Source organism: Streptomyces barringtoniae, assembly GCF_020819595.1.
GTDB classification, from domain to species: Bacteria; Actinomycetota; Actinomycetes; order Streptomycetales; family Streptomycetaceae; genus Streptomyces; species Streptomyces barringtoniae.
Genome location: NZ_JAJHNP010000005.1, coordinates 99,916 through 121,018 on the forward strand (window position 1 = coordinate 99,916; position 21,103 = coordinate 121,018).

Consider the following 21,103-nt stretch of genomic DNA (forward strand, 5'->3'; position numbering starts at 1 on the left):
TCCGGATTTCCACTCGTGAGTCACACAACCCATGACGGCGGTGTCGCGGTGAGCGCGATACCGTCGCCCGACGAGGGGCTGCCGGCGGCGGAGCTGGCCGCCAAGTACGGGCTCGCCGTGAGCGGCGCCCGTCCCTCGCTGTCCGAGTACGTCCGCCAGTTGTGGGGGCGGCGCCACTTCGTCCTCGCCTTCTCCCAGGCGAAGCTGACGGCGCAGTACAGTCAGGCCAAGCTCGGCCAGCTGTGGCAGGTGGCGACGCCGCTGCTGAACGCGGGCGTGTACTACTTCATCTTCGGCGTGATCCTGCACGCGAGCCGCGGTCTGTCGCAGGACGTGTACATCCCGTTCCTGGTCACGGGTGTGTTCGTGTTCACCTTCACGCAGAGCTCGGTGATGTCGGGTGTCCGTGCGATCTCCGGCAACCTGGGCCTGGTGCGCGCCCTGCACTTCCCGCGCGCCTCGCTGCCCATCTCCTTCTCGCTGCAGCAGCTCCAGCAGCTGCTGTTCTCGATGATCGTGATGTTCGTCGTGGCGATCGGCTTCGGCAGCTACCCGAGCCTCGCCTGGCTGCTGATCCTGCCCGTGCTGGTGCTGCAGTTCCTGTTCAACACCGGGCTCGCGCTGATCGTGGCGCGCATGGGCGCCAAGACGCCCGACCTCGCCCAGCTGATGCCGTTCATCCTGCGCACGTGGATGTACACCTCCGGCGTGATGTTCTCCATCAACAAGATCATGGAGGGCCGCTCCGAGATCGCGGTCCGGCTGCTCCAGGTGAACCCGGCCGCGATCTACATGGACCTGATGCGCTACGCGCTGATCGACGGCTACGGCGCCTCGAACCTGCCGCCGCACGTGTGGGCCATCGCGCTGTTCTGGGCCGTGGTCGTCTTCGCCGGCGGCTTCGTGTACTTCTGGAAGGCGGAGGAGAGGTACGGCCGTGGCTGAGCAGAACGCCGAGCAGGTCGCCGAGCAGCACACCGGGGACCGCCGTCCCACGGTCATCGCGGACGACCTGCACATCGTCTACCGCGTCAACGGCGCCGGGGGCGGCAAGGGCAGCGCGACGGCCGCTCTGAGCCGCATCCTGAAGCGAGGCTCCGACGACGCGGCACGCGGGGTGCGCAAGGTGCACGCCGTGCGCGGCGTGTCCTTCGTGGCCTACCGCGGCGAGGCCATCGGCCTGATCGGCTCCAACGGCTCCGGCAAGTCCACGCTGCTGCGGGCCATCGCCGGCCTGCTGCCCGCCGAGAAGGGCAAGGTCTACACCGACGGCCAGCCCTCGCTGCTCGGCGTCAACGCGGCGCTGATGAACGACCTGACCGGCGAGCGGAACGTCATCCTGGGCGGCCTCGCCATGGGGATGTCCCGGGAGCAGATCAAGGAGCGCTACCAGGAGATCGTCGATTTCTCGGGGATCAACGAGAAGGGCGACTTCATCACCCTGCCGATGCGCACGTACTCATCGGGCATGGCCGCCCGGCTGCGGTTCTCCATCGCCGCCGCCAAGGACCACGACGTCCTGATGATCGACGAAGCGCTGGCGACCGGTGACCGCAAATTCCAGATGCGCTCCGAGGAACGCATCCGGGAACTGCGCAAGGAGGCCGGCACGGTGTTTCTCGTCAGTCACAACAACAAGTCCATCCGCGACACCTGCAACCGCGTCCTGTGGCTGGAGCGGGGGGAGCTGCGCATGGACGGACCGACCGACGAGGTCCTGAAGGAGTACGAGAAGTTCACGGGCAAGTAGCCCGTTTCGGCCAGGGCCCCGCCGGGAGCCGCCCGGCGGGGCCCCGCGTCTGCAAAGGAACCGTCAACTCCGGTTGGGGTGAGGAATCTTGGCGCCAATCGGTGTGTTGTTGTGATGTGCAGGACACCCGGACGGACCTCGCTGCGTTGTACAACGTAAGCTGTACCGGTGCCGGAAAGCGGCAAGTGGGGTGATAATGCGCGACACCCCGCGCCAGGGCGACCCCCCGAATTGCCGGGCGGCGTGTCCGAAATAGTGTGTGTTGGATCGGCAGTGTAGAACGGGAGATGTGACGGCAATGGCTACGGAAACTCCCCAGCTCAACGCAGCATGTGCCGTCCCCGCGCCGGGCAGTGCCCGATGACGGCCACCGAGACGGCGCAAGACCCGGAGCGCGCCACCCTCGACAAGGCCGCGAGCGAGAACTTCCCCGTGGCCCCCTTCTTCCTGCCCAGGGCCTGGCGCGCCGATCTCATGGCCGTCTACGGCTTCGCCCGCCTCGTGGACGACATCGGTGACGGCGACCTCGCCCCCGGCGGCGCCGACGCCCGGCTGCTCGGCGTGTCGCCCGCCGAGGCCGAGGACCGCCTGCTCCTGCTCGACGCCTTCGAGGCCGACCTGCACCGCGTCTTCGACGGCACCCCGCGCCACCCCCTGCTGCGCCGCCTGCAGTCCACCGTCCGCCGTCGCTCCCTCACCCCCGAGCCCTTCCTCGGCCTGATCGCCGCCAACCGCCAGGACCAGCTCGTCACCCGCTACGAGACCTACGACGACCTCCTCGCCTACTGCGAACTGTCCGCCAACCCCGTCGGCCGCCTCGTCCTCGCCGTCACCGGCACCGCCACCCCCGAGCGGATCCGGCACTCCGACGCGATCTGCACCGCGTTGCAGATCGTGGAACACCTCCAGGACGTCGCCGAGGACCTCGGCCGCGACCGGATCTACCTCCCGGCCGAGGACATGAAGCGCTTTCACGTCCAGGAAACGGATCTTGGCGCAAAAACCGCGAGCGCATCGGTGCGCGCCCTGGTTGCATACGAGGCACAACGCGCCCGCGATCTGCTGAATGAAGGCGCCCCCCTGGTGGGTAGCGTCCACGGCAGGTTGAAGCTGCTGCTCGCGGGGTTCGTGGCGGGGGGAAGGGCGGCGATCCGGGCGATCGCCGCCGCCGAATACGACGTCCTTCCCGGCCCGCCCCGACCCCGCAAGCTCCAGTTGCTGCGTGAGGCGGGCGTGATCCTGCGAGGAGAGGGGTGATCCGGACCGTGGATTCTCCGTCGCACGTGTCCGCACCGGTACTCGCCGCCTACAGCTACTGCGAGACCGTCACCGGGCAGCAGGCACGCAACTTCGCCTACGGCATCCGCTTGCTGCCCACGCCCAAGCGCCGCGCCATGTCGGCGCTGTACGCGTTCTCCCGGCGCGTGGACGACATCGGCGACGGCGACCTGGCCGACGAGGTGAAGCTGACGCGGCTCGAGGACACCAGGGCGCTGCTCGCCCGGGTCCGGGAGGACCAGGTCGAGGAGGACGACACCGATCCGGTCGCCGTCGCCCTCGCCCATGCCGCGCGCGCCTTCCCGATCCCGCTCGGCGGCCTCGACGAGCTTATCGACGGCGTCCAGATGGACGTACGCGGTGAGACCTACGAGACCTGGGACGACCTGAGGGTCTACTGCCGGTGTGTCGCCGGTGCCATCGGCCGTCTCTCGCTCGGCGTGTTCGGCACCGAACCGGGAGCGCGCGGCGCCGAGCGTGCATCCGAGTACGCGGACACCCTCGGCCTCGCCCTGCAGCTCACCAACATCCTCAGAGACGTCCGCGAGGACGCGGCCGGCGGCCGTACCTATCTGCCCGCCGACGACCTCGCCAAGTTCGGCTGCTCGGCCGGGTTCGACGGCCCGACGCCACCGGAGGGCTCCGACTTCGCGGGCCTCGTGCACTTCGAAGTGCGTCGGGCCCGCGCCCTTTTCGCCGAGGGCTACCGGCTGCTCCCCATGCTCGACCGGCGCAGCGGCGCCTGCGTGGCCGCCATGGCCGGCATCTACCGCCGGCTGCTGGACCGCATCGAGCGCGACCCGGAGGCCGTGCTGCGCGGCCGGGTCTCGCTGCCCGGACGCGAGAAGGCCTACGTCGCCGTACGCGGACTGTCCGGTCTGGACACCCGGCATGTGACGCGCCACGTCTCCCCGCGTTCCGTCAGGAGGCGCCCCTGATGGACCTCACCGAACCAGGGGACACGCGGCAGGCAACCCTCCGCTGCGGCGTGGCGTCCCAGACTGCGACGGCCGACCGTGCACCGTTCAACCTGCACGCTCGCCACGCATGGAAGGACGCACGATGAGCGACGGCTCACGCCCCGCACAGCGGCACGCCACTGCGGGAGAAGAGGGCGCGGCAGGCCGTAGTGCCGTCGTGATCGGCGGCGGGCTCGCCGGGATCACCGCGGCGCTCGCGCTCGCCGACGCCGGCGTCCGTGTCACCCTGCTCGAAGGCAGGCCCAGGCTGGGCGGCCTCGCCTTCTCCTTCCAGCGCGGCGACCTGACCGTCGACAACGGCCAGCACGTGTACCTGCGCTGCTGCACTGCCTACCGCTGGTTCCTCGACCGGATCGAGGGCGCGGCGCTGGCACCGCTGCAGGACCGCCTGGACGTGCCCGTCGTCGACGTCGCCAAGCCCGAGGGCAGGCGGCTCGGCCGGCTGCGGCGCGACCCGCTGCCCGTCCCCCTCCACCTGGGGCGCAGCCTGGCCGCCTATCCGCACCTCTCGCTCGCCGAGCGCGCCGCGGTCGGGCGGGCCGCGCTCGCGCTGAAGGGGCTCGACCTCGCCGATCCGACCCTGGACACCCAGGACTTCGGCGGCTGGCTGGCCGCGCACGGCCAGTCGGAGCGCGCCGTCGAGGCCCTGTGGGACCTGGTCGGGGTCGCCACCCTCAACGCGGTCGCGGGCGACGCCTCGCTGGGGCTCGCCGCGATGGTGTTCAAGACCGGTCTGCTGTCCGACCCGGGCGCGGCCGACATCGGCTGGGCCCACGTCCCGCTGGGCGAACTGCACGACCGGCTGGCCCGCAAGGCGCTCGACTCCGCGGGCGTCCGTACCGAGGTCCGTACACGCGTCACCTCCGTCTCTACCAACGAAAACGGCACGTGGAGCGTTCAGGTTCCCGGCGAGAACCTGGAAACCGACGCGGTCGTCCTCGCCGTACCCCAGCGCGAGGCCCACGACCTGCTGCCGCCCGGCGCCCTCGACGCGCCCGGGCAATTGCTGGAAATCGGCACCGCGCCGATCCTCAACGTCCATGTCGTCTACGACCGCAGGGTGCTCGCGCGCCCCTTCTTCGCGGCCCTCGGCACGCCCGTGCAGTGGGTCTTCGACCGCACCGGCGCCTCCGGGCTGACCGAGGGTCAGTACCTGGCGCTTTCCCAGTCGGCCGCGCACGAAGAGATCGATCTGCCGGTCGCCGCACTCCGCGAGCGCTATCTGCCGGAGCTGGAGCGGCTCATTCCGGGTACCCGGGGCGCCGTGGTGAGGGACTTCTTCGTAACCCGGGAGCGCACGGCCACGTTCGCACCCACCCCCGGCGTCGGGCGGCTGCGGCCCGGCGCCCGCACCAAAGCCCCCGGCCTGTACCTGGCCGGAGCGTGGACCGCCACCGGGTGGCCCGCGACCATGGAGAGTGCGGTCCGCAGTGGAGTGAGCGCGGCGGACGCCGCCCTCAGCGCCCTGGGCCGGCCCCGCCCCCGCCACCTCTTCGAGTTCGAGGAGGCGGCGTGATGCCCGAGCACGAGCGCGCGGCAGGCCCCCGCACCCCCGGTACCGCAACAAGAGGAGAGACTGTGCCCACTGTGCCCCCGGCCTCGACGCCCGCCCCGCGGGCCGCGGTGGACGTGACCGCGCTGCTGGAGCGCGGCCGCACCCTGGCCACTCCGGTCCTGCGTGCGGCCGTCGACCGGCTGGCGTCTCCCATGGACACCGTCGCCGCCTACCACTTCGGCTGGATCGACGCGGCCGGCAACCCGGCCGACGGCGACGGCGGCAAGGCCGTGCGGCCCGCGCTCGCCGTGCTCTCCGCCGAGGTCACCGGCGCCGCGCCCGAGGTGGGCATCCCCGGCGCCGTCGCCGTCGAACTCGTCCACAACTTCTCGCTGCTGCACGACGACCTGATGGACGGCGACGAACAGCGCCGGCACCGCGACACCGTCTGGAAGGTGCACGGCCCCGCCCAGGCCATCCTGGTCGGCGACGCCCTGTTCGCCCTCGCCAACGAGATCCTGCTGGAGCTCGGCACCGTCGAGGCCGGCCGCGCCACCCGCCGGCTGACCACCGCCACCCGCGCCCTGATCGACGGTCAGGCGCAGGACATCTCCTACGAGCACCGCGACCGGGTCAGCGTCGAGGAGTGCCTGGAGATGGAGGGCAACAAGACCGGCGCGCTGCTCGCCGCCTCCAGCTCCATCGGCGCGGTCCTCGGCGGTGCGGACGACGACACCGCCGACGCGCTGGAACGGTACGGCTACCACCTCGGCCTCGCCTTCCAGGCCATCGACGACCTGCTCGGCATCTGGGGCGACCCGGAGGCCACCGGCAAGCAGACCTGGAGCGACCTGCGCCAGCGCAAGAAGTCCCTGCCGGTCGTCGCCGCCCTCGCGGCGGGCGGCTCCGCCTCCGAGCAACTCGGCGAGATCCTCGCCGCGGACGCCAAGAGCAGCGACTTCGAGAACTTCTCCGAGGAGGAGTTCGCGGCCCGTGCGGCTCTCATCGAGCGGGCCGGCGGACGCGACTGGACGGCGGAGGAAGCGCGCCGTCAGCACACCATCGCCATCGAAGCCCTCGACGCCGTAGACATGCCCGGCCGGGTACGCGACTCCTTCACGGCGCTCGCCGACTTCGTCGTCGTACGAAAGAGATGATCACTATCGGCCCAACACGCCTCGCGTAGTCGCCGGCCGGTGTCCGAGGATCGACATCAGGACACCGGCCGACGGCGGACCCACAGCAGCACGACTCGCACGACTGCACGAAGGGGAAGCCATGACAGCGACGACCGACGGAAGCACCGGGGCGACCGTGCCGCCCCGCGCTGCCGCGGCCAGCGACACCACCGCGATCACCACACCCGAGGCGGCCGGGGTACAAGAAGCCGCCGCAGGCGCCGCCCGGCGCGCCACCGACTTCCTGCTCGCGCGGCAGGACGCCGAGGGCTGGTGGAAGGGGGACCTCGAGACGAACGTCACCATGGACGCCGAGGATCTGCTGCTCCGCCAGTTCCTGGGCATCCGTGACGAGGGGACGACGCAGGCCGCCGCCAAGTTCATCCGCGGCGAGCAGCGTGAGGACGGCACCTGGGCCACCTTCTACGGCGGACCCGGCGAACTGTCCACCACCGTCGAGGCCTACGTCGCCCTGCGCCTGGCCGGCGACGCGCCCGACGAGGCGCACATGGCGAAGGCCTCCGCCTGGATCCGTGAGCGCGGCGGTATCGCCGCCTCCCGTGTCTTCACCCGGATCTGGCTCGCCCTGTTCGGCTGGTGGAAGTGGGAGGACCTGCCCGAACTCCCGCCGGAGCTGATCTACTTCCCCACCTGGTTCCCGCTCAACATCTACGACTTCGGCTGCTGGGCGCGGCAGACGATCGTGCCGCTCACCGTCGTGTCCGCCAAGCGCCCGGTGCGCCCGGCGCCGTTCCCGCTGGACGAGCTGCACACCGACCCGGCGAACCCCAATCCGCCGCAGCCCCTCGCCCCGGTGGTGAGCTGGGACGGCCTGTTCCAGCGGCTCGACAAGGTTGTCCGCGGCTACCGCAAGGTCGCCGTGCGCAGACTCCGCAGGGCCGCGATGAACTCGGCGGCCCGGTGGATCATCGAGCGGCAGGAGAACGACGGCTGCTGGGGCGGTATCCAGCCCCCGGCCGTGTACTCGGTCATCGCCCTGCACCTGCTCGGCTACGACCTCGAACATCCCGTGATGCGCGAGGGACTGGCCTCGCTGGATCGTTTCGCCGTCTGGCGCGAGGACGGCGCCCGGATGATCGAGGCCTGCCAGTCCCCGGTGTGGGACACCTGCCTCGCCACCATCGCGCTCGCCGACGCGGGTCTGCCCGCCGACCACCCGCAACTGGTCAAGGCGGCCGACTGGATGCTCGGCGAGGAGATCGTCCGGCCCGGCGACTGGGCCGTACGGCGCCCCCAACTGCCGCCCGGTGGCTGGGCGTTCGAGTTCCACAACGACAACTACCCCGACATCGACGACACCGCCGAGGTCTCCCTCGCGCTGCGCCGGGTCCGGCATCACGACCCCGAACGCGTGGACCGGGCGATCGGGCGCGCGGTGCGCTGGAACCTCGGGATGCAGTCGAAGAACGGCGCCTGGGGCGCCTTCGACGTCGACAACACCAGCCCGTTCCCGAACCGGCTGCCGTTCTGCGACTTCGGCGAGGTCATCGACCCGCCGTCGGCCGACGTCACCGCGCACGTCGTGGAAATGCTCGCCGCAGAAGGGCTCGCCCACGACCCGCGCACCCGGCGCGCCATCGACTGGCTGCTCGCCGAACAGGAGCCGGACGGCTCGTGGTTCGGCCGCTGGGGCGTCAACTACATCTACGGCACGGGCTCGGTGGTGCCCGCGCTGACCGCGGCCGGCCTGCCCGGCTCGCACCCGGCGATCCGGCGGGCGGTGGGCTGGCTGGACAGCGTGCAGAACGACGACGGCGGCTGGGGCGAGGACCTGCGCTCCTACAAGTACGTCAAGGAGTGGAGCGGCCGCGGCGCCTCCACGGCCTCGCAGACCGCGTGGGCGCTCATGGCGCTGCTCGCGGCGGGGGAGAAGGACTCCAAGGCCGTCGAGCGCGGCATCCGGTGGCTGGCGGACACCCAGCGGGAGGACGGCACCTGGGACGAGCCGTACTTCACCGGCACGGGCTTCCCCTGGGACTTCTCCATCAACTACCACCTGTACCGGCAGGTCTTCCCGCTCACCGCGCTCGGCCGGTACCTGCACGGCGACCCCTTCGAGCGCGGCCTGCTCGCCAGGAAACCGCTGCCCGAGGCGAAGGGGAGCTGACTTTGAGCATCCAGCCCGTCCCGGCCCCGCTGCTGATCGCCTGCGCGCTCGGCATCGAGAACCTCGCCCTGCGCAGCGGGGACAGGAGCGGGGCGGACGGGCCGGTCAGCTTCCTCCGTACGGGCATGGGCCCCCGTGCGGCGGAGCGCTCCGTCACCCGGCAGCTCGCGGTCCCGGCGCTGGCCGGCGCGGCCGTACTGGCCACCGGCTTCTGCGCCGGGCTCGCCCCCGGCATGCACCCGGGCGACCTGGTGGTCGCCGAGGAGACCCGGGACCCGCGCGGCGCCGTCGCCTGCGTGGGCACCGAACTGCTCGTCAAGGAACTCGTGCGCATCCTGCCCGGACGCACGGTCCACACCGGCCCGCTCACCGGCTCCGACCATGTCGTCCGGGGCCATGAGCGCTCCGACCTGCTCGCGACCGGCGCGATCGCGGTCGACATGGAGTCGGCGGCCACGCTCCTCACGGCCGTCCGGGGCGGTGAGCGCCCGGTTGCGGCCGTAAGGGTGGTCGTGGACGCTCCCGAACACGAACTCGTCCGGATCGGCACGGTACGCGGTGGAATATCGGCTTTCCGCGTTCTTCGTTCTGTTCTTCCCGCATTTTTTGAATGGCACCGTTCTTTGCTGCTCCCCCGGAGGTGAGCCAGATGGCCATGCCGTTGCGCCAGACAATCAAGGTCGCTACATACCTGTTCGAACAGAAGCTCAGGAAGAGGGACAAGTTCGCCCTGCTGGTCGAGCTGGAGCCGCTGTTCGCGTGCAACCTCAAGTGCGAGGGTTGCGGCAAGATCCAGCATCCGGCAGGCGTCCTCAAGCAGCGCATGCCCGTCGCCCAGGCCGTGGGCGCGGTGCTGGAATCCGGTGCGCCGATGGTGTCCATCGCCGGCGGCGAACCGCTGATGCACCCTCAGATTGACGAGATCGTACGGCAGTTGGTCGCCAGGAAGAAGTTCGTGTTCCTGTGCACGAACGCCCTTCTCATGCGCAAGAAGATGGACAAGTTCAAGCCCTCGCCGTACTTCGCGTGGGCCGTGCACATCGACGGGCTGCGCGAGCGGCACGACGCCTCGGTGGCGAAGGAGGGCACCTTCGACGAGGCGGTCGAGGCCATCAGGGAGGCCAAGCGGCGCGGCTTCCGGGTGACCACCAACTCCACCTTCTTCAACACCGACACCCCGCAGACCGTCATCGAGGTGCTGAACTACCTCAACGACGACCTGAAGGTGGACGAGATGATGCTCTCGCCCGCCTACGCGTACGAAAAGGCCCCCGACCAGGAGCACTTCCTCGGAGTGCAGCAGACCCGCGAACTGTTCAAGAAGGCCTTCGCGGGCGGCAACCGCAAGAAGTGGCGGCTCAACCAGAGCCCGCTGTTCCTGGACTTCCTTGAGGGCAAGGTCGACTTCCCCTGCACGGCCTGGGCGATCCCGAGCTACTCCCTCTTCGGCTGGCAGCGCCCCTGCTACCTGATGAGCGACGGATACGTGTCGACGTACCGCGAACTCGTCGAGGAGACCGACTGGGACAAGTACGGCCGCGGCAAGGACCCGCGCTGCGCCAACTGCATGGCGCACTGCGGCTACGAGCCGACCGCGGTACTCGCCACGATGGGCTCCCTGAAGGAGTCCCTGCGGGCCGCGCGCGAGACGATGACGAGCGGGAAGCAGGGCTGAGGCGATGACCGCCGTGCCCTTGGGCGTTCCCGAGGTGCCGGCCCGGCCGGTCGCGCCGCGGCGGCAGTCGCGGCAGATCCAGGTCGGGCCGGTGGCGGTCGGGGGCGGGGCCCCGGTGTCGGTGCAGTCGATGACGACGACCCGCACGTCGGACATCGGCGCCACCCTGCAGCAGATCGCCGAGCTGACGGCGTCCGGCTGCCAGATCGTCCGCGTGGCGTGCCCCACCCAGGACGACGCGGACGCCCTCGCGACCATCGCCCGCAAGTCCCAGATCCCGGTGATCGCAGACATCCACTTCCAGCCGAAGTACGTCTTCGCGGCCATCGAGGCCGGCTGCGCGGCGGTCCGGGTGAACCCGGGCAACATCAAGAAGTTCGACGACCAGGTGAAGGAGATCGCGCGCGCCGCCAAGGACCACGGCACGCCGATCCGGATCGGGGTCAACGCCGGTTCCCTGGACCGGCGGCTGCTGCAGAAGTACGGCAGGGCCACCCCCGAGGCGCTGGTCGCGAGCGCTCTCTGGGAGGCCTCCCTCTTCGAGGAGCACGACTTCCGGGACATCAAGATCTCGGTCAAGCACAACGACCCGGTCGTGATGATCGAGGCCTACCGGCAGCTCGCCGAGAGCTGCGACTACCCGCTCCACCTCGGGGTCACCGAGGCCGGCCCGGCGTTCCAGGGCACGATCAAGTCGGCCGTCGCCTTCGGGGCGCTGCTCTCCCGGGGCATCGGCGACACGATCCGGGTGTCGTTGAGCGCCCCGCCCGCCGAGGAGGTCAAGGTCGGCATCCAGATCCTGGAGTCGCTCGGCCTGCGGCAGCGGCGCCTGGAGATCGTCTCCTGTCCGTCCTGCGGGCGCGCCCAGGTGGACGTCTACAAGCTCGCGGAGGAGGTCACGGCGGGCCTGGACGGCATGGAAGTGCCGCTCAGGGTCGCGGTGATGGGGTGCGTGGTGAACGGTCCGGGCGAGGCCCGTGAGGCCGACCTCGGAGTTGCCTCAGGCAACGGAAAGGGGCAGATCTTCGTCAAGGGCGAGGTCATCAAGACCGTCCCCGAGTCGAAGATCGTCGAGACCCTCATCGAGGAGGCCATGAAGCTCGCCGAGCGGACGAGCCCCGCAGACGAATGAGTTGAGCACAGCACGGCACGGACCGAGAGGGGGCCCAGCGTGACCATTCTGGAGACCATCCGGACACCACGCGACCTGAAGGCGCTGTCCGAGGCGGAACTCGGCGAACTGTCCCACGAGATACGCGAGTTCCTGGTGCAGGCGGTATCGAGGACCGGTGGTCACCTCGGGCCCAATCTGGGGGTGGTGGAACTGTCCATCGCGCTCCACCGGGTCTTCGAGTCGCCGGTCGACCGCATCCTGTGGGACACCGGTCATCAGTCCTATGTCCACAAGTTGCTGACAGGACGTCAGGACTTCTCCAAGCTGCGCGGCAAGGGCGGGCTGTCCGGCTACCCCTCGCGCGAGGAGTCCGAGCACGACGTCATCGAGAACAGCCACGCCTCCACCGCGCTCGGCTGGGCCGACGGCCTCGCCAAGGCCAACCAGGTGCAGGGGGAGAAGGGCCATGTGGTCGCGGTCATCGGCGACGGGGCGCTGACCGGCGGCATGGCCTGGGAGGCGCTGAACAACATCGCGGCCGCGAAGGACCGCCCACTGATCATCGTCGTCAACGACAACGAGCGCTCCTACGCCCCGACCATCGGCGGCCTCGCCAACCACCTGGCCACCCTGCGCACCACCGACAGCTACGAGAAGGTCCTCGCCTGGGGCAAGGACGTACTGCTGCGCACCCCGGTCGTGGGGAACACGATCTACGAGTCCCTGCACGGCGCGAAGAAGGGCTTCAAGGACGCCTTCGCCCCGCAGGGCATGTTCGAGGACCTGGGCCTGAAGTACGTCGGCCCGATCGACGGGCACGACATCAAGGCCGTCGAGTCGGCGCTGCGCCGGGCGAAACGCTTCCACGGCCCGGTTCTCGTCCACTGCCTCACCGAGAAGGGCCGCGGCTACGAGCCCGCCCTCAACCACGAGGAGGACCACTTCCACACCGTCGGCGTGATGGACCCGCTGACCTGCGAGCCCCTCGCACCGGCGGGCGGCCCGTCCTGGACCTCGGTGTTCGGCGACGAGATCGTGAAGATCGGCGAGGAACGGGACGACGTCGTCGCCATCACCGCGGCCATGCTGCACCCGGTCGGCCTCGGCCGGTTCGCCGAGCGCTTCCCCGACCGCGTGTGGGACGTGGGCATCGCCGAGCAGCACGCGGCCGTCTCCGCGGCCGGCCTCGCCACCGGCGGGCTGCACCCGGTCGTCGCCGTCTACGCCACCTTCCTCAACCGCGCCTTCGACCAGCTGCTGATGGACGTCGCGCTGCACCGCTGCGGGGTCACCTTCGTCCTGGACCGGGCCGGCGTCACCGGCGTCGACGGGGCCTCCCACAACGGCATGTGGGACATGTCGGTCCTCCAGGTCGTCCCCGGCCTGAGGATCGCCGCGCCGCGCGACGCGGGCCAGCTGCGCGCCCAGCTGCGCGAGGCCGTCGCCGTGGACGACGCGCCCACCCTGGTCCGCTTCCCGAAGGAGTCGGTCGGCCCGGACGTCCCGGCGGTCGACCGGGTCGGCGGCATGGACGTCCTGCACCGCGCCGAACGTCCCGAGGTGCTGCTGGTGGCCGTCGGCGTGATGGCCCCGGTGTGCCTGCAGGCCGCCGACCTGCTCCAGGCACGCGGCATCAACTGCACGGTGGTGGACCCCCGTTGGGTCAAGCCCGTCGACCCCTCGCTGCCGGGCCTCGCCGCCGAACACCGGCTGGTGGCCGTGGTGGAGGACAACAGCCGTGCCGCGGGCGTCGGTTCTGCCGTGGCGCTGGCCCTCGGCGATGCCGACGTGGACGTGCCGGTACGGCGGTTCGGCATTCCGGAGCAGTTCCTCGCGCACGCCAAACGCGGTGAGGTGCTGGCCGACATCGGTCTCACGCCCGTCGAGATCGCCGGCCGGATCAGTGGGAGCCTGGCCGTCAAGGACGCGGGCGGCACAGCCAAGGAGAGTGAATGAGCACGGAGTTCGACCTCGGAGCCCTGCTCGCCGAGCGCGGAGCCGAACGCTACGAGCTGCACGCGAAGTACCTCAACCCGCAGCTCCCGCGCATGCTGCACACCATCGGCTTCGACAAGGTCTACGAGCGGGCGGAGGGCGCCCACTTCTTCGACGCCGACGGCAACGACTACCTGGACATGCTCGCCGGGTTCGGGGTGATGGGCCTCGGCCGCCACCACCCGGTCGTCCGCAAGGCGCTGCACGACGTGCTCGACCTGGACCTCGCCGACCTCACCCGGTTCGACTGCCAGCCGCTGCCCGGTCTGCTCGCCGAACGGCTCCTCGCCCACAGCCCGCACCTGGACCGGGTGTTCTTCGGCAACAGCGGCACGGAGGCCGTCGAGACGGCCCTGAAGTTCGCCCGGTACGCCACCGGCAGGCCGCGCGTCCTCTACTGCGACCACGCCTTCCACGGACTGACCACCGGCTCCCTGTCGGTCAACGGCGAGAGCGGCTTCCGCGACGGCTTCGCCCCACTGCTGCCCGACACCGCCGTACCGCTCGGCGACCTGGACGCCCTGGCACGGGAGCTGAAGAAGGGCGACGTGGCCGCCCTGATCGTGGAGCCGATCCAGGGCAAGGGGGTGCACGAGGCCCCGCCCGGCTATCTGCGCGCCGCCCAGGAACTGCTGCACAGGCACAAGGCACTGCTCATCGCCGACGAGGTGCAGACCGGCCTCGGCCGCACCGGTGACTTCTACGCCTACCAGCACGAGGACGGCGTCGAACCCGACCTGGTGTGCGTGGCCAAGGCCCTGTCGGGCGGATACGTCCCGGTCGGCGCCACGCTCGGCCGGGACTGGATCTTCAAGAAGGTCTACTCGTCCATGGACCGGGTGCTGGTCCACTCGGCGAGCTTCGGCTCGGGCGCCCAGGCGATGGCCTGCGGACTCGCCGTGCTGTCGGTCATGGAGAACGAGCAGGTCGTCGCGGGCGTGCGCAAGACGGGCGAGCTGCTGAAGTCCCGGCTGACCGCGATGGTCGACGAGTACGAGCTGCTCGCCGACGTCCGCGGCCGGGGCCTGATGATCGGCATCGAGTTCGGCCGGCCCGCCTCGCTGAAGCTGCGCAGCCGCTGGACCATGCTCCAGGCCGCCCGCAAGGGCCTGTTCGCCCAGATGGTCGTCGTACCGCTGCTGCAGCGGCACCGGATCCTCACCCAGGTCTCCGGCGACCACCTGGAGGTGATCAAGCTGATCCCGCCACTGATCATCGACGAGGCGGACGTCGAGCGGTTCACGGACGCGTTCTCGGCCGTGATGGACGACGCCCACAGCGGTGGCGGCCTGATGTGGGACTTCGGCAAGACCCTGATCAAGCAGGCGGTGGCGGGCCGCTGAGCCCGCCGTCTCCACGCGCGTCCCGCACCGGTACCGCCTGGTGCGGGACGTCGGCGTTTCAGGGGGCGACCGGCGCGAACAACGTCAGGAACAGGGCGACGGGCCAGGCGAAACCGATCGCGCCCAGGACGGTTCCCGTGACGGCGATCCACATCCGGCCGATGCCGCGGCGTGCGTAGTGGACGCCCGCGAGGCCGAGGACGACGGCGAGCCCGCCGGCGATGAGCGACACGGGGAACAGGCCGAACGTGAGCGTCGGCCACAGGTCCGTCGCGGCCGCGAGTCCCAGGAACAGGGCGGTGCAGCCCAGGGCGGCCGCAGGTGAGTCGGCCGGCTCGGGCGTGGTGCTTTCGGACATGCGATCCCCCATGTTTTGAACGTGTTCAAAATTCTTCGTCGATCGTAGCAAGGCATCCAGGGGCCCGGCGTGGGTTTGTCTGTGGGGCAAAAAAATTGCCGCTCGGGCAAGACTGGGGCTGAATGGAGGCATGAACGCCTCAGACGCCGGGCCACCGGCGGGCCCGGGCGACGACCTGTCGGCCGTCGCACCGCAATTGCGGGCACTGCGCCGGCGCGCCGGCCTCACCCTGGAGGCCGCGGCCCGCGCCGCCGGGCTCTCACCGGCGCATCTGTCCCGCCTGGAGACCGGACAGCGGCAGCCCTCGCTGCCGATGCTGCTGTCCCTCGCCCGTATCTACGGTACGACCGTCTCCGAACTGCTCGGCGAGACGGTCGCCGACCGCGACGCGATCACACGGGCCGGGGACATGGAGCCGACCCGGGCGGGCGGCTGGACCTACCTCCAGGCCGGGGCGTCGGGCCGCGCCATGCAGGCCCTGCGCGTGCGCGTGCCGTACGGCTCGCAGGGCGACATCGTGCGCGTCCACCCCGGCGAGGAGTGGCTCTACGTCCTCCGGGGCCGGCTGCGGCTGCGCCTCGGTGACAGCGCGCACCTGCTCGCGCCCGGCGACAGCGCGCACTTCGACTCGCTCACCCCGCACCGCCTCGCCGCCGAGGACCACGACGGCGTCGAGCTGCTGTTCGTCCACACCCTGCTGCAGAGCCCCACGGCCACACTGTGCCTGGGCCCGCTGACCGGAGAGCTGCCATGAGCGACCTCGAGACGAAGTTCCCCCGTGCGCTGTGGATCCGCCTGATCATCTACATCGCCGTCGGCCACGTCCTGGCCGCGTTCCTCTTCCTGCTGTTCGCCTTGGGGGCGAAGAACTGACCCGGCGGGGCCGATCCGGGTCGGTCAGTCCAGCAGACGCTCGCGCAGCACGTCGCGGGAGGCCGGAGTGAGGCCGAGGCCCCGCTCCAGGTAGGTGTCCACCCCGCCCCAGGTCTCCTCGATGGTCTCGAACGCCGCCTGGAGGTACTCGGCGCGGGCGTCGAAGAGCGGGCTGAGCAGCTCCATGATCTCCGGGGTGTACGCGGTGTCCGCGCTGCCGCTGCGGCGGACCTTGTAGCGCCGGTGCTTGGCGTTGGACTCCAGGTAGTCGGCGAGGATCGCCTCGCGCTCCACGCCGAGCGCGAGGAGCGTCACCGCCATGGAGATGCCCGCGCGGTCCTTGCCCGCCGCGCAGTGCATCAGGGCGGGCACGCTGTCCTCGGCGAGGGCGTGCAGCACCCGGGAGTGCTCGGCGGTGCGCTCCCGGACGATCGACCGGTACGAGGCGATCATCCGGGCCGCCCCCTTGTCGTCGGCCAGGATGCCGCGCAGCTGGTCGAGGTCGCCGTCGCGGACCATCTTCCAGAACTCGGCGCCGTCCGCCGGGTCGCTCAGCGGCAGGTTCACGTTCCGCACGCCGGGCAGCTCGACGTCCGGGCCCTCCAGCTTCTGGTCGGCCGCGTTGCGGAAGTCGAAGACCGTGTGCAGGCCCAGGGAGGTGAGGAAGGCGGCGTCGTCCTCGGTCGCGTGCGCCAGATGCCCGCTGCGGAACAGCACGCCGTGCCGCACCCGCCGTCCGTCCGTGGTCGGCAGCCCGCCCACGTCACGGAAATTGCGCACGCCGGCCAGCTCCGGCTCGGTCGACGGGACCTGCTGCGTCACGGGGGCTCCTCCCGGTCGGGCCCCGCCGTCGCGGCTCGTCGGCGGGCGCTCCGTCGACCATACGACATCGGTTTCCTCGGGCAAGGAGTTGTCCACAGGCATTGTCACCAGGGGCTCCGGCGCCTGATGATGTTGGCACTTGAGCGGATCTGTTGGCACCTGTGAGGTCTTACGTGGTGGACATCGCCGAAGACGGTCGTACCTGGCTCCTCTCGGGGCCCACCAGTAGCTATGCCCTGCATCTCACCGAAGCGCAGGAGCTGCTCCACCTGCACTGGGGGCCACGCATCGCCCTGCCGGACGCGGAGGCCCTGGCCAAGGACCCGCTGCCCGGCTACTGGCCCTTCGAGTCCCCGCTCGACGGCCGCGAGGAGTACCCCGTCGAGGGCGGCCCCCGTTTCGTCCGCCCCGCCCTGTCCGTGCGCACCGACGAGCGCCGCGGCACCGAGTGGCGTTTCGTGTCGTGCGAGACGGAGGGGGAGGAGCTGCGGCTGCGCTTCGACGACGACGGCCTCGCCGTCACCCTGCACTACCGGATGCGCGGCGATGTCCTCGAACGCTGGGTCACCGTGGCGAACGACACACACGCGCGCGTGGAGCTCCTGCGCGCCGACGCGGCCACCTGGACCCTGCCCGACCGCGACGGCTGGCGGCTGTCCCAGCTGCACGGCCGCTGGGCCGCAGAGTCCCTGCTCACCACCGCCCCGCTCACCTACGGCGAGAAGGTCATCGGCAGCCGCCGCGGCCACACCGGCCATCAGCACCTGCCCTGGGTCGCGCTCGACACCGACGCCACCGAGGAGCACGGCGAGGTCTACGGCTGCGCGCTCGGCTGGTCCGGCTCCTGGCGCATCGCGGTCGCCCAACTCCCGGACGCGCGCGTGCAGATCACCGGCGGCGCCGGCTACGACGACTCGGGGCTGCTGCTCCTCGAGCCGGGGGAGTCGTACACCACGCCCGTCTTCGCCGGACTGTGGAGCGACGGCGGCTTCGGCGGCGCGAGCCGCACCTGGCACGCCTACCAGCGCGCGTACGTCATCCCGGACGCCGAGGGGGACCGGCCGGTGCTCTTCAACTCCTGGGAGGCGACGAACTTCGACATCTCCGGGGAGCAGCAGCTCGCGCTCGCCCGCCGGGCCGCCGGGATCGGCGTGGAGCTGTTCGTCGTGGACGACGGCTGGTTCGGCGCCCGCACGAGCGACCGCGCGGGACTCGGCGACTGGACGCCCAACCCCGACCGCTTCCCGCACGGCCTGAAGCCCCTCGCCGACCAGGTGCACGGACTCGGCATGCAGTTCGGCATCTGGGTCGAGCCGGAGATGGTCAACCCGGACAGCGACCTGTATCGCGCCCACCCCGACTGGGTGCAGTACCAGACGGGGCGCAAGCGGACGGAACTGCGCAACCAACTCGTCCTCAACCTCGCCCGCGAGGACGTCCAGGCGTACCTCTGGGAGCAGCTGGACGCCCTCCTCTCCAGCGCGCCGATCGACTATGTGAAGTGGGACTTCAACCGCTGCTTCACCGACGCCGGCTGGCCCGGCGAGCCCTATCCGCAGCGCCTGTGGGTGGACCACGTCCGCGGCTTCTACGCCCTGCTGGACCGGCTGCGCGCGGCCCACCCGCAGGTCGCCTTCGAATCCTGCTCGGGCGGTGGCGGCCGGATCGACCTCGGTGTCATGAGCCGCACCGACCAGGTGTGGACCTCCGACAACACCGACCCGCTCGACCGGCTCGCCATCCAGCACGGCTTCAGCCAGATCCACCCTGCCCGGGTCATGGCCGCCTGGGTCACCGACAGCCCGAACACCCAGCTCAACGGCCGTGTCAGCTCCCTGCGGTTCCGGTTCGTCAGCGCCATGGCGGGCGTCCTCGGGGTCGGCGGCGACCTCACCGAGTGGACCGAGCAGGAGCTGGCCGAGGCCCGGCAGTGGGTCGAGCTCTACAAACAGATCCGCCCGGTCGTCCAGCACGGCGAGCTGTACCGGCTGCGGCCCCCGGCCGGCGGCCTGAGCGCCGTCCAGTATGTCCTCGGGGAGGAGACGGTGGTCCTCGCCCGGCTGCAGGCGCAGAGCTACGGCGAGCCCGTACCGGCGCTGCGCCTGCGCGGACTCGACCCGACGGCGTCGTACGCGTGCCACGAAACGGGTGAAGTGCACCGGGGTGCCGTCCTGCTGCACCACGGGCTGCGCACCGGACTCAAGGGCGACCTGGATGCGACGATTCTCCGTCTGCGCCGCATCTGATCCTTCCGCCCGCACTGATGCCTTCGCGGGCACGGCGTCCCGGTCGGCCGAGTCACACACTCAACCCGCCCGGGACCAGCCCTATTCCTGGTTGGCAAATTATTTAAGAGTGTCACATCTCACCGTTCGTCAACCCCTCCTTACGGTCGCGTAGGTCACATGTGAAGGTGAATCATGGTCCGACGTGGCAGACGATTCGAAGAATGACAACAGATCAGTGATCGGGTCGTACGTGGCGGTGGGGGACAGCTTCACCGAGGGCGTCGGCGACCCGGGGCCCGACGGGGCGTTCGTGGGCTGGGCCGACCGGTTCGCGGTACTGCTCGCCGACCGGCGGCCCGAGGGCGACTTCAGGTACACCAATCTCGCGGTCCGCGGGAAGCTGCTCGACCAGATCGTGCAGGACCAGCTCCCGAAGGCCGTCGAACTGGCCCCGGACCTGGTCTCCTTCTGTGCGGGCGGCAACGACATCATCCGGCCGGGCACCGACCCCGACGAGGTGGCCGAGCGCTTCGAACGGGCCGTGGCCCGGCTGGCCGAGGCAGCCGGCACGGTCATGGTGACAACCGGCTTCGACACCCGTGGCGTCCCCGTGCTCAAGCATCTGCGCGGCAAGATCGCCACATACAACGGGCACGTCCGCGCCATCGCCGACCGGTACGGATGCCCCGTGCTCGACCTGTGGTCCCTGAAGTCCGTCCAGGACCGCAGGGCCTGGGACAGCGACCGCCTCCACCTCTCGCCCGAGGGGCACACGCGCGTGGCGCTGCGCGCCGGTCAGGCCCTCGGTCTGGAGATCCCGGCCGACCCGGAGCAGCCGTGGCCGCCGCTGCCGCCCCGGGGCACCCTGGAGATCCGCCGCGACGACGTCCACTGGGCCCGCGAGTACCTCGTCCCGTGGATCGGCCGCCGACTGCGCGGCGAGTCCTCCGGCGACCATGTGACGGCGAAGGGCACCCTGTCGCCCGACGACATCAAGATGCGCATCGCCTCGGTTGCCTGACCCGCACCGACGTGCCCCGCACCGCACAGCCTGCGGCGCGGGGCACGGATGCGCACGGGTGGGGTTCCGCGTGGCTGGTGTCGGTCGGCGTGGGGTGTCGCCGGCCCCGCTGCAAGCACCCGGCCGGCATCAGCGCCACCAGAGTCGTCGGACGGCCCCCGCACCCGTGGCCCCGCACAACAAACACGAGCACCCGCCCGTCCCCTGACGGGTCTAGCGCTCGGTCAGTGCCGTTCGGTCCAGGCCCAGTTCGCGTGCGAGCGCGTCGTCGACCCATTCCTGTGCGCGCGCCCGCGGCACCGCTCCCGGGTACGACGTCAGCTGGACGGCGAGCCCGTCCAGCAGCGCGGTCAGCCGCAGCGCGGCGCCGGCCGGGTCGGCGCAGGCGAACTCGCCCGCCGCCGTGCCCTCGGCGATGACGTCGGCGATCGCGGCCTTCCACTGCCTGTCGAGGTCCCGGGTGACCTCCCGCAGGGCCGGCTCGCGCAGGGCCACGGCCCAGCCCTCGATCCACAGCCGCCAGCCCTTGGCCTGCCCGGTGGGCGCGTACCAGCGCACCGCGGCCCGCAGCCGGCGCAGCGCGGACGTGCGCCGGCCCAGCAGCTTGCGCAGGTGCGCGAGGTCGTCCTCGGCGGCGTAGGCGAACGCGGCGGCGACCAGCTTCTCCTTCGTCGAGAAGTGGTACAGCACCAGCGCGTTGCTCACCCCGAGCGACGCGGCCACGTCGGCGATCCTGACCGCCGCCACGCCCCGCGCCTCGATCTGCCCGATGGCGGCCCGCAGCAGCTCCTCCCGCCGCTCGGCCACGCTCAACCGCACTCTCGCCACGCGGTCACCCTACACAGCCGCCCGGACATGCGCCGAC

Annotated in this window: 20 protein-coding genes; 17 read left to right on the forward strand and 3 right to left on the reverse strand. The window is 70.9% G+C overall.

What is annotated here, in order from left to right:
* Positions 1–15: 15 nt before the first annotated feature.
* The 13 genes from LMU33_RS09850 to LMU33_RS09905 all read left to right on the forward strand — a co-directional run bounded on the left by LMU33_RS09850 (position 16) and on the right by LMU33_RS09905 (position 14,936).
* Positions 16–945: an ABC transporter permease gene (locus tag LMU33_RS09850; protein ID WP_228619249.1), complete on the forward strand. Its 930-nt coding sequence runs from the start codon at positions 16–18 to the stop codon at positions 943–945.
* Positions 938–1,750, forward strand: coding sequence for an ABC transporter ATP-binding protein (locus tag LMU33_RS09855; RefSeq protein WP_228619250.1), 813 nt, complete (start codon positions 938–940; stop codon positions 1,748–1,750). The genes LMU33_RS09850 and LMU33_RS09855 overlap by 8 nt, the downstream gene beginning before the upstream one ends.
* Before the next feature lie 360 nt (positions 1,751–2,110).
* Entirely contained in the window at positions 2,111–3,007 is an 897-nt protein-coding gene (hpnC, locus tag LMU33_RS09860; RefSeq protein WP_228619251.1) for a squalene synthase HpnC, read from the forward strand.
* A complete protein-coding gene (gene hpnD, locus LMU33_RS09865) occupies positions 3,004–3,966 on the forward strand; it encodes a presqualene diphosphate synthase HpnD (RefSeq protein ID WP_228619252.1) in 963 nt (320 codons plus the stop codon). The genes hpnC and hpnD overlap by 4 nt, the downstream gene beginning before the upstream one ends.
* Positions 3,966–4,094 carry a DUF6380 family protein gene (locus LMU33_RS41925; RefSeq protein WP_372477912.1) on the forward strand — a complete coding sequence of 43 codons (129 nt, stop codon included), beginning with the start codon at positions 3,966–3,968 and terminating at the stop codon, positions 4,092–4,094. The genes hpnD and LMU33_RS41925 overlap by 1 nt, the downstream gene beginning before the upstream one ends.
* Positions 4,091–5,524: a hydroxysqualene dehydroxylase HpnE gene (gene hpnE, locus LMU33_RS09870; protein ID WP_228619253.1), complete on the forward strand. Its 1,434-nt coding sequence runs from the start codon at positions 4,091–4,093 to the stop codon at positions 5,522–5,524. Before LMU33_RS41925 ends, hpnE begins: the two co-directional genes overlap by 4 nt.
* 71 nt (positions 5,525–5,595) lie before the next feature.
* Positions 5,596–6,660 (forward strand): polyprenyl synthetase family protein, encoded by a 1,065-nt coding sequence (locus LMU33_RS09875; RefSeq protein ID WP_228619747.1) that lies wholly within the window; start codon positions 5,596–5,598, stop codon positions 6,658–6,660.
* A gap of 121 nt (positions 6,661–6,781) precedes the next feature.
* Positions 6,782–8,809, forward strand: coding sequence for a squalene--hopene cyclase (gene shc, locus LMU33_RS09880; protein ID WP_228619255.1), 2,028 nt, complete (start codon positions 6,782–6,784; stop codon positions 8,807–8,809).
* Positions 8,810–8,811: 2 nt separating this feature from the next.
* Positions 8,812–9,453: a phosphorylase family protein gene (locus LMU33_RS09885; protein WP_228619256.1), complete on the forward strand. Its 642-nt coding sequence runs from the start codon at positions 8,812–8,814 to the stop codon at positions 9,451–9,453.
* A gap of 5 nt (positions 9,454–9,458) precedes the next feature.
* Complete coding sequence (gene hpnH / locus LMU33_RS09890) at positions 9,459–10,484, forward strand: adenosyl-hopene transferase HpnH (protein ID WP_228619257.1); 1,026 nt, start codon at positions 9,459–9,461, stop codon at positions 10,482–10,484.
* A gap of 4 nt (positions 10,485–10,488) precedes the next feature.
* Complete coding sequence (gene ispG / locus LMU33_RS09895) at positions 10,489–11,616, forward strand: flavodoxin-dependent (E)-4-hydroxy-3-methylbut-2-enyl-diphosphate synthase (RefSeq protein ID WP_228619259.1); 1,128 nt, start codon at positions 10,489–10,491, stop codon at positions 11,614–11,616.
* 39 nt (positions 11,617–11,655) lie between these two features.
* On the forward strand, positions 11,656–13,554 hold the full coding sequence (dxs, locus tag LMU33_RS09900) for a 1-deoxy-D-xylulose-5-phosphate synthase (RefSeq protein WP_228619261.1): 1,899 nt from the start codon (positions 11,656–11,658) through the stop codon (positions 13,552–13,554).
* The gene (locus tag LMU33_RS09905) at positions 13,551–14,936 is read left to right on the forward strand and encodes an aspartate aminotransferase family protein (RefSeq protein WP_228619263.1); all 1,386 of its coding nucleotides are present in this window, start codon (positions 13,551–13,553) and stop codon (positions 14,934–14,936) included. The genes dxs and LMU33_RS09905 overlap by 4 nt, the downstream gene beginning before the upstream one ends.
* Before the next feature lie 58 nt (positions 14,937–14,994).
* Here LMU33_RS09905 and LMU33_RS09910 read toward each other — a convergent pair whose 3' ends face one another.
* Entirely contained in the window at positions 14,995–15,294 is a 300-nt protein-coding gene (locus LMU33_RS09910; RefSeq protein WP_228619265.1) for a hypothetical protein, read from the reverse strand.
* A gap of 130 nt (positions 15,295–15,424) precedes the next feature.
* On the opposite strand from LMU33_RS09910, the gene LMU33_RS09915 reads away from it, so the two are divergent.
* Complete coding sequence (locus LMU33_RS09915; RefSeq protein ID WP_228619266.1) at positions 15,425–16,048, forward strand: helix-turn-helix domain-containing protein; 624 nt, start codon at positions 15,425–15,427, stop codon at positions 16,046–16,048.
* Positions 16,045–16,167 (forward strand): DUF6126 family protein, encoded by a 123-nt coding sequence (locus LMU33_RS09920; protein ID WP_069777376.1) that lies wholly within the window; start codon positions 16,045–16,047, stop codon positions 16,165–16,167. Before LMU33_RS09915 ends, LMU33_RS09920 begins: the two co-directional genes overlap by 4 nt.
* 24 nt (positions 16,168–16,191) lie before the next feature.
* Here the strand turns inward: LMU33_RS09920 and LMU33_RS09925 are convergent, their stop codons facing one another.
* On the reverse strand, positions 16,192–16,989 hold the full coding sequence (locus LMU33_RS09925) for a tyrosine-protein phosphatase (RefSeq protein WP_228619268.1): 798 nt from the start codon (positions 16,987–16,989) through the stop codon (positions 16,192–16,194).
* Positions 16,990–17,162: 173 nt separating this feature from the next.
* Between LMU33_RS09925 and LMU33_RS09930 the strand changes: the two genes are divergently transcribed.
* Both LMU33_RS09930 and LMU33_RS09935 read left to right on the forward strand, forming a co-directional pair.
* Positions 17,163–19,235, forward strand: coding sequence for an alpha-galactosidase (locus LMU33_RS09930; protein WP_228619748.1), 2,073 nt, complete (start codon positions 17,163–17,165; stop codon positions 19,233–19,235).
* 217 nt (positions 19,236–19,452) lie between these two features.
* Complete coding sequence (locus tag LMU33_RS09935; RefSeq protein WP_228619750.1) at positions 19,453–20,238, forward strand: SGNH/GDSL hydrolase family protein; 786 nt, start codon at positions 19,453–19,455, stop codon at positions 20,236–20,238.
* Between the two features lie 213 nt (positions 20,239–20,451).
* Here LMU33_RS09935 and LMU33_RS09940 read toward each other — a convergent pair whose 3' ends face one another.
* A complete protein-coding gene (locus LMU33_RS09940) occupies positions 20,452–21,066 on the reverse strand; it encodes a TetR/AcrR family transcriptional regulator (protein WP_228619269.1) in 615 nt (204 codons plus the stop codon).
* Between the last annotated feature and the right edge of the window lie 37 nt (positions 21,067–21,103).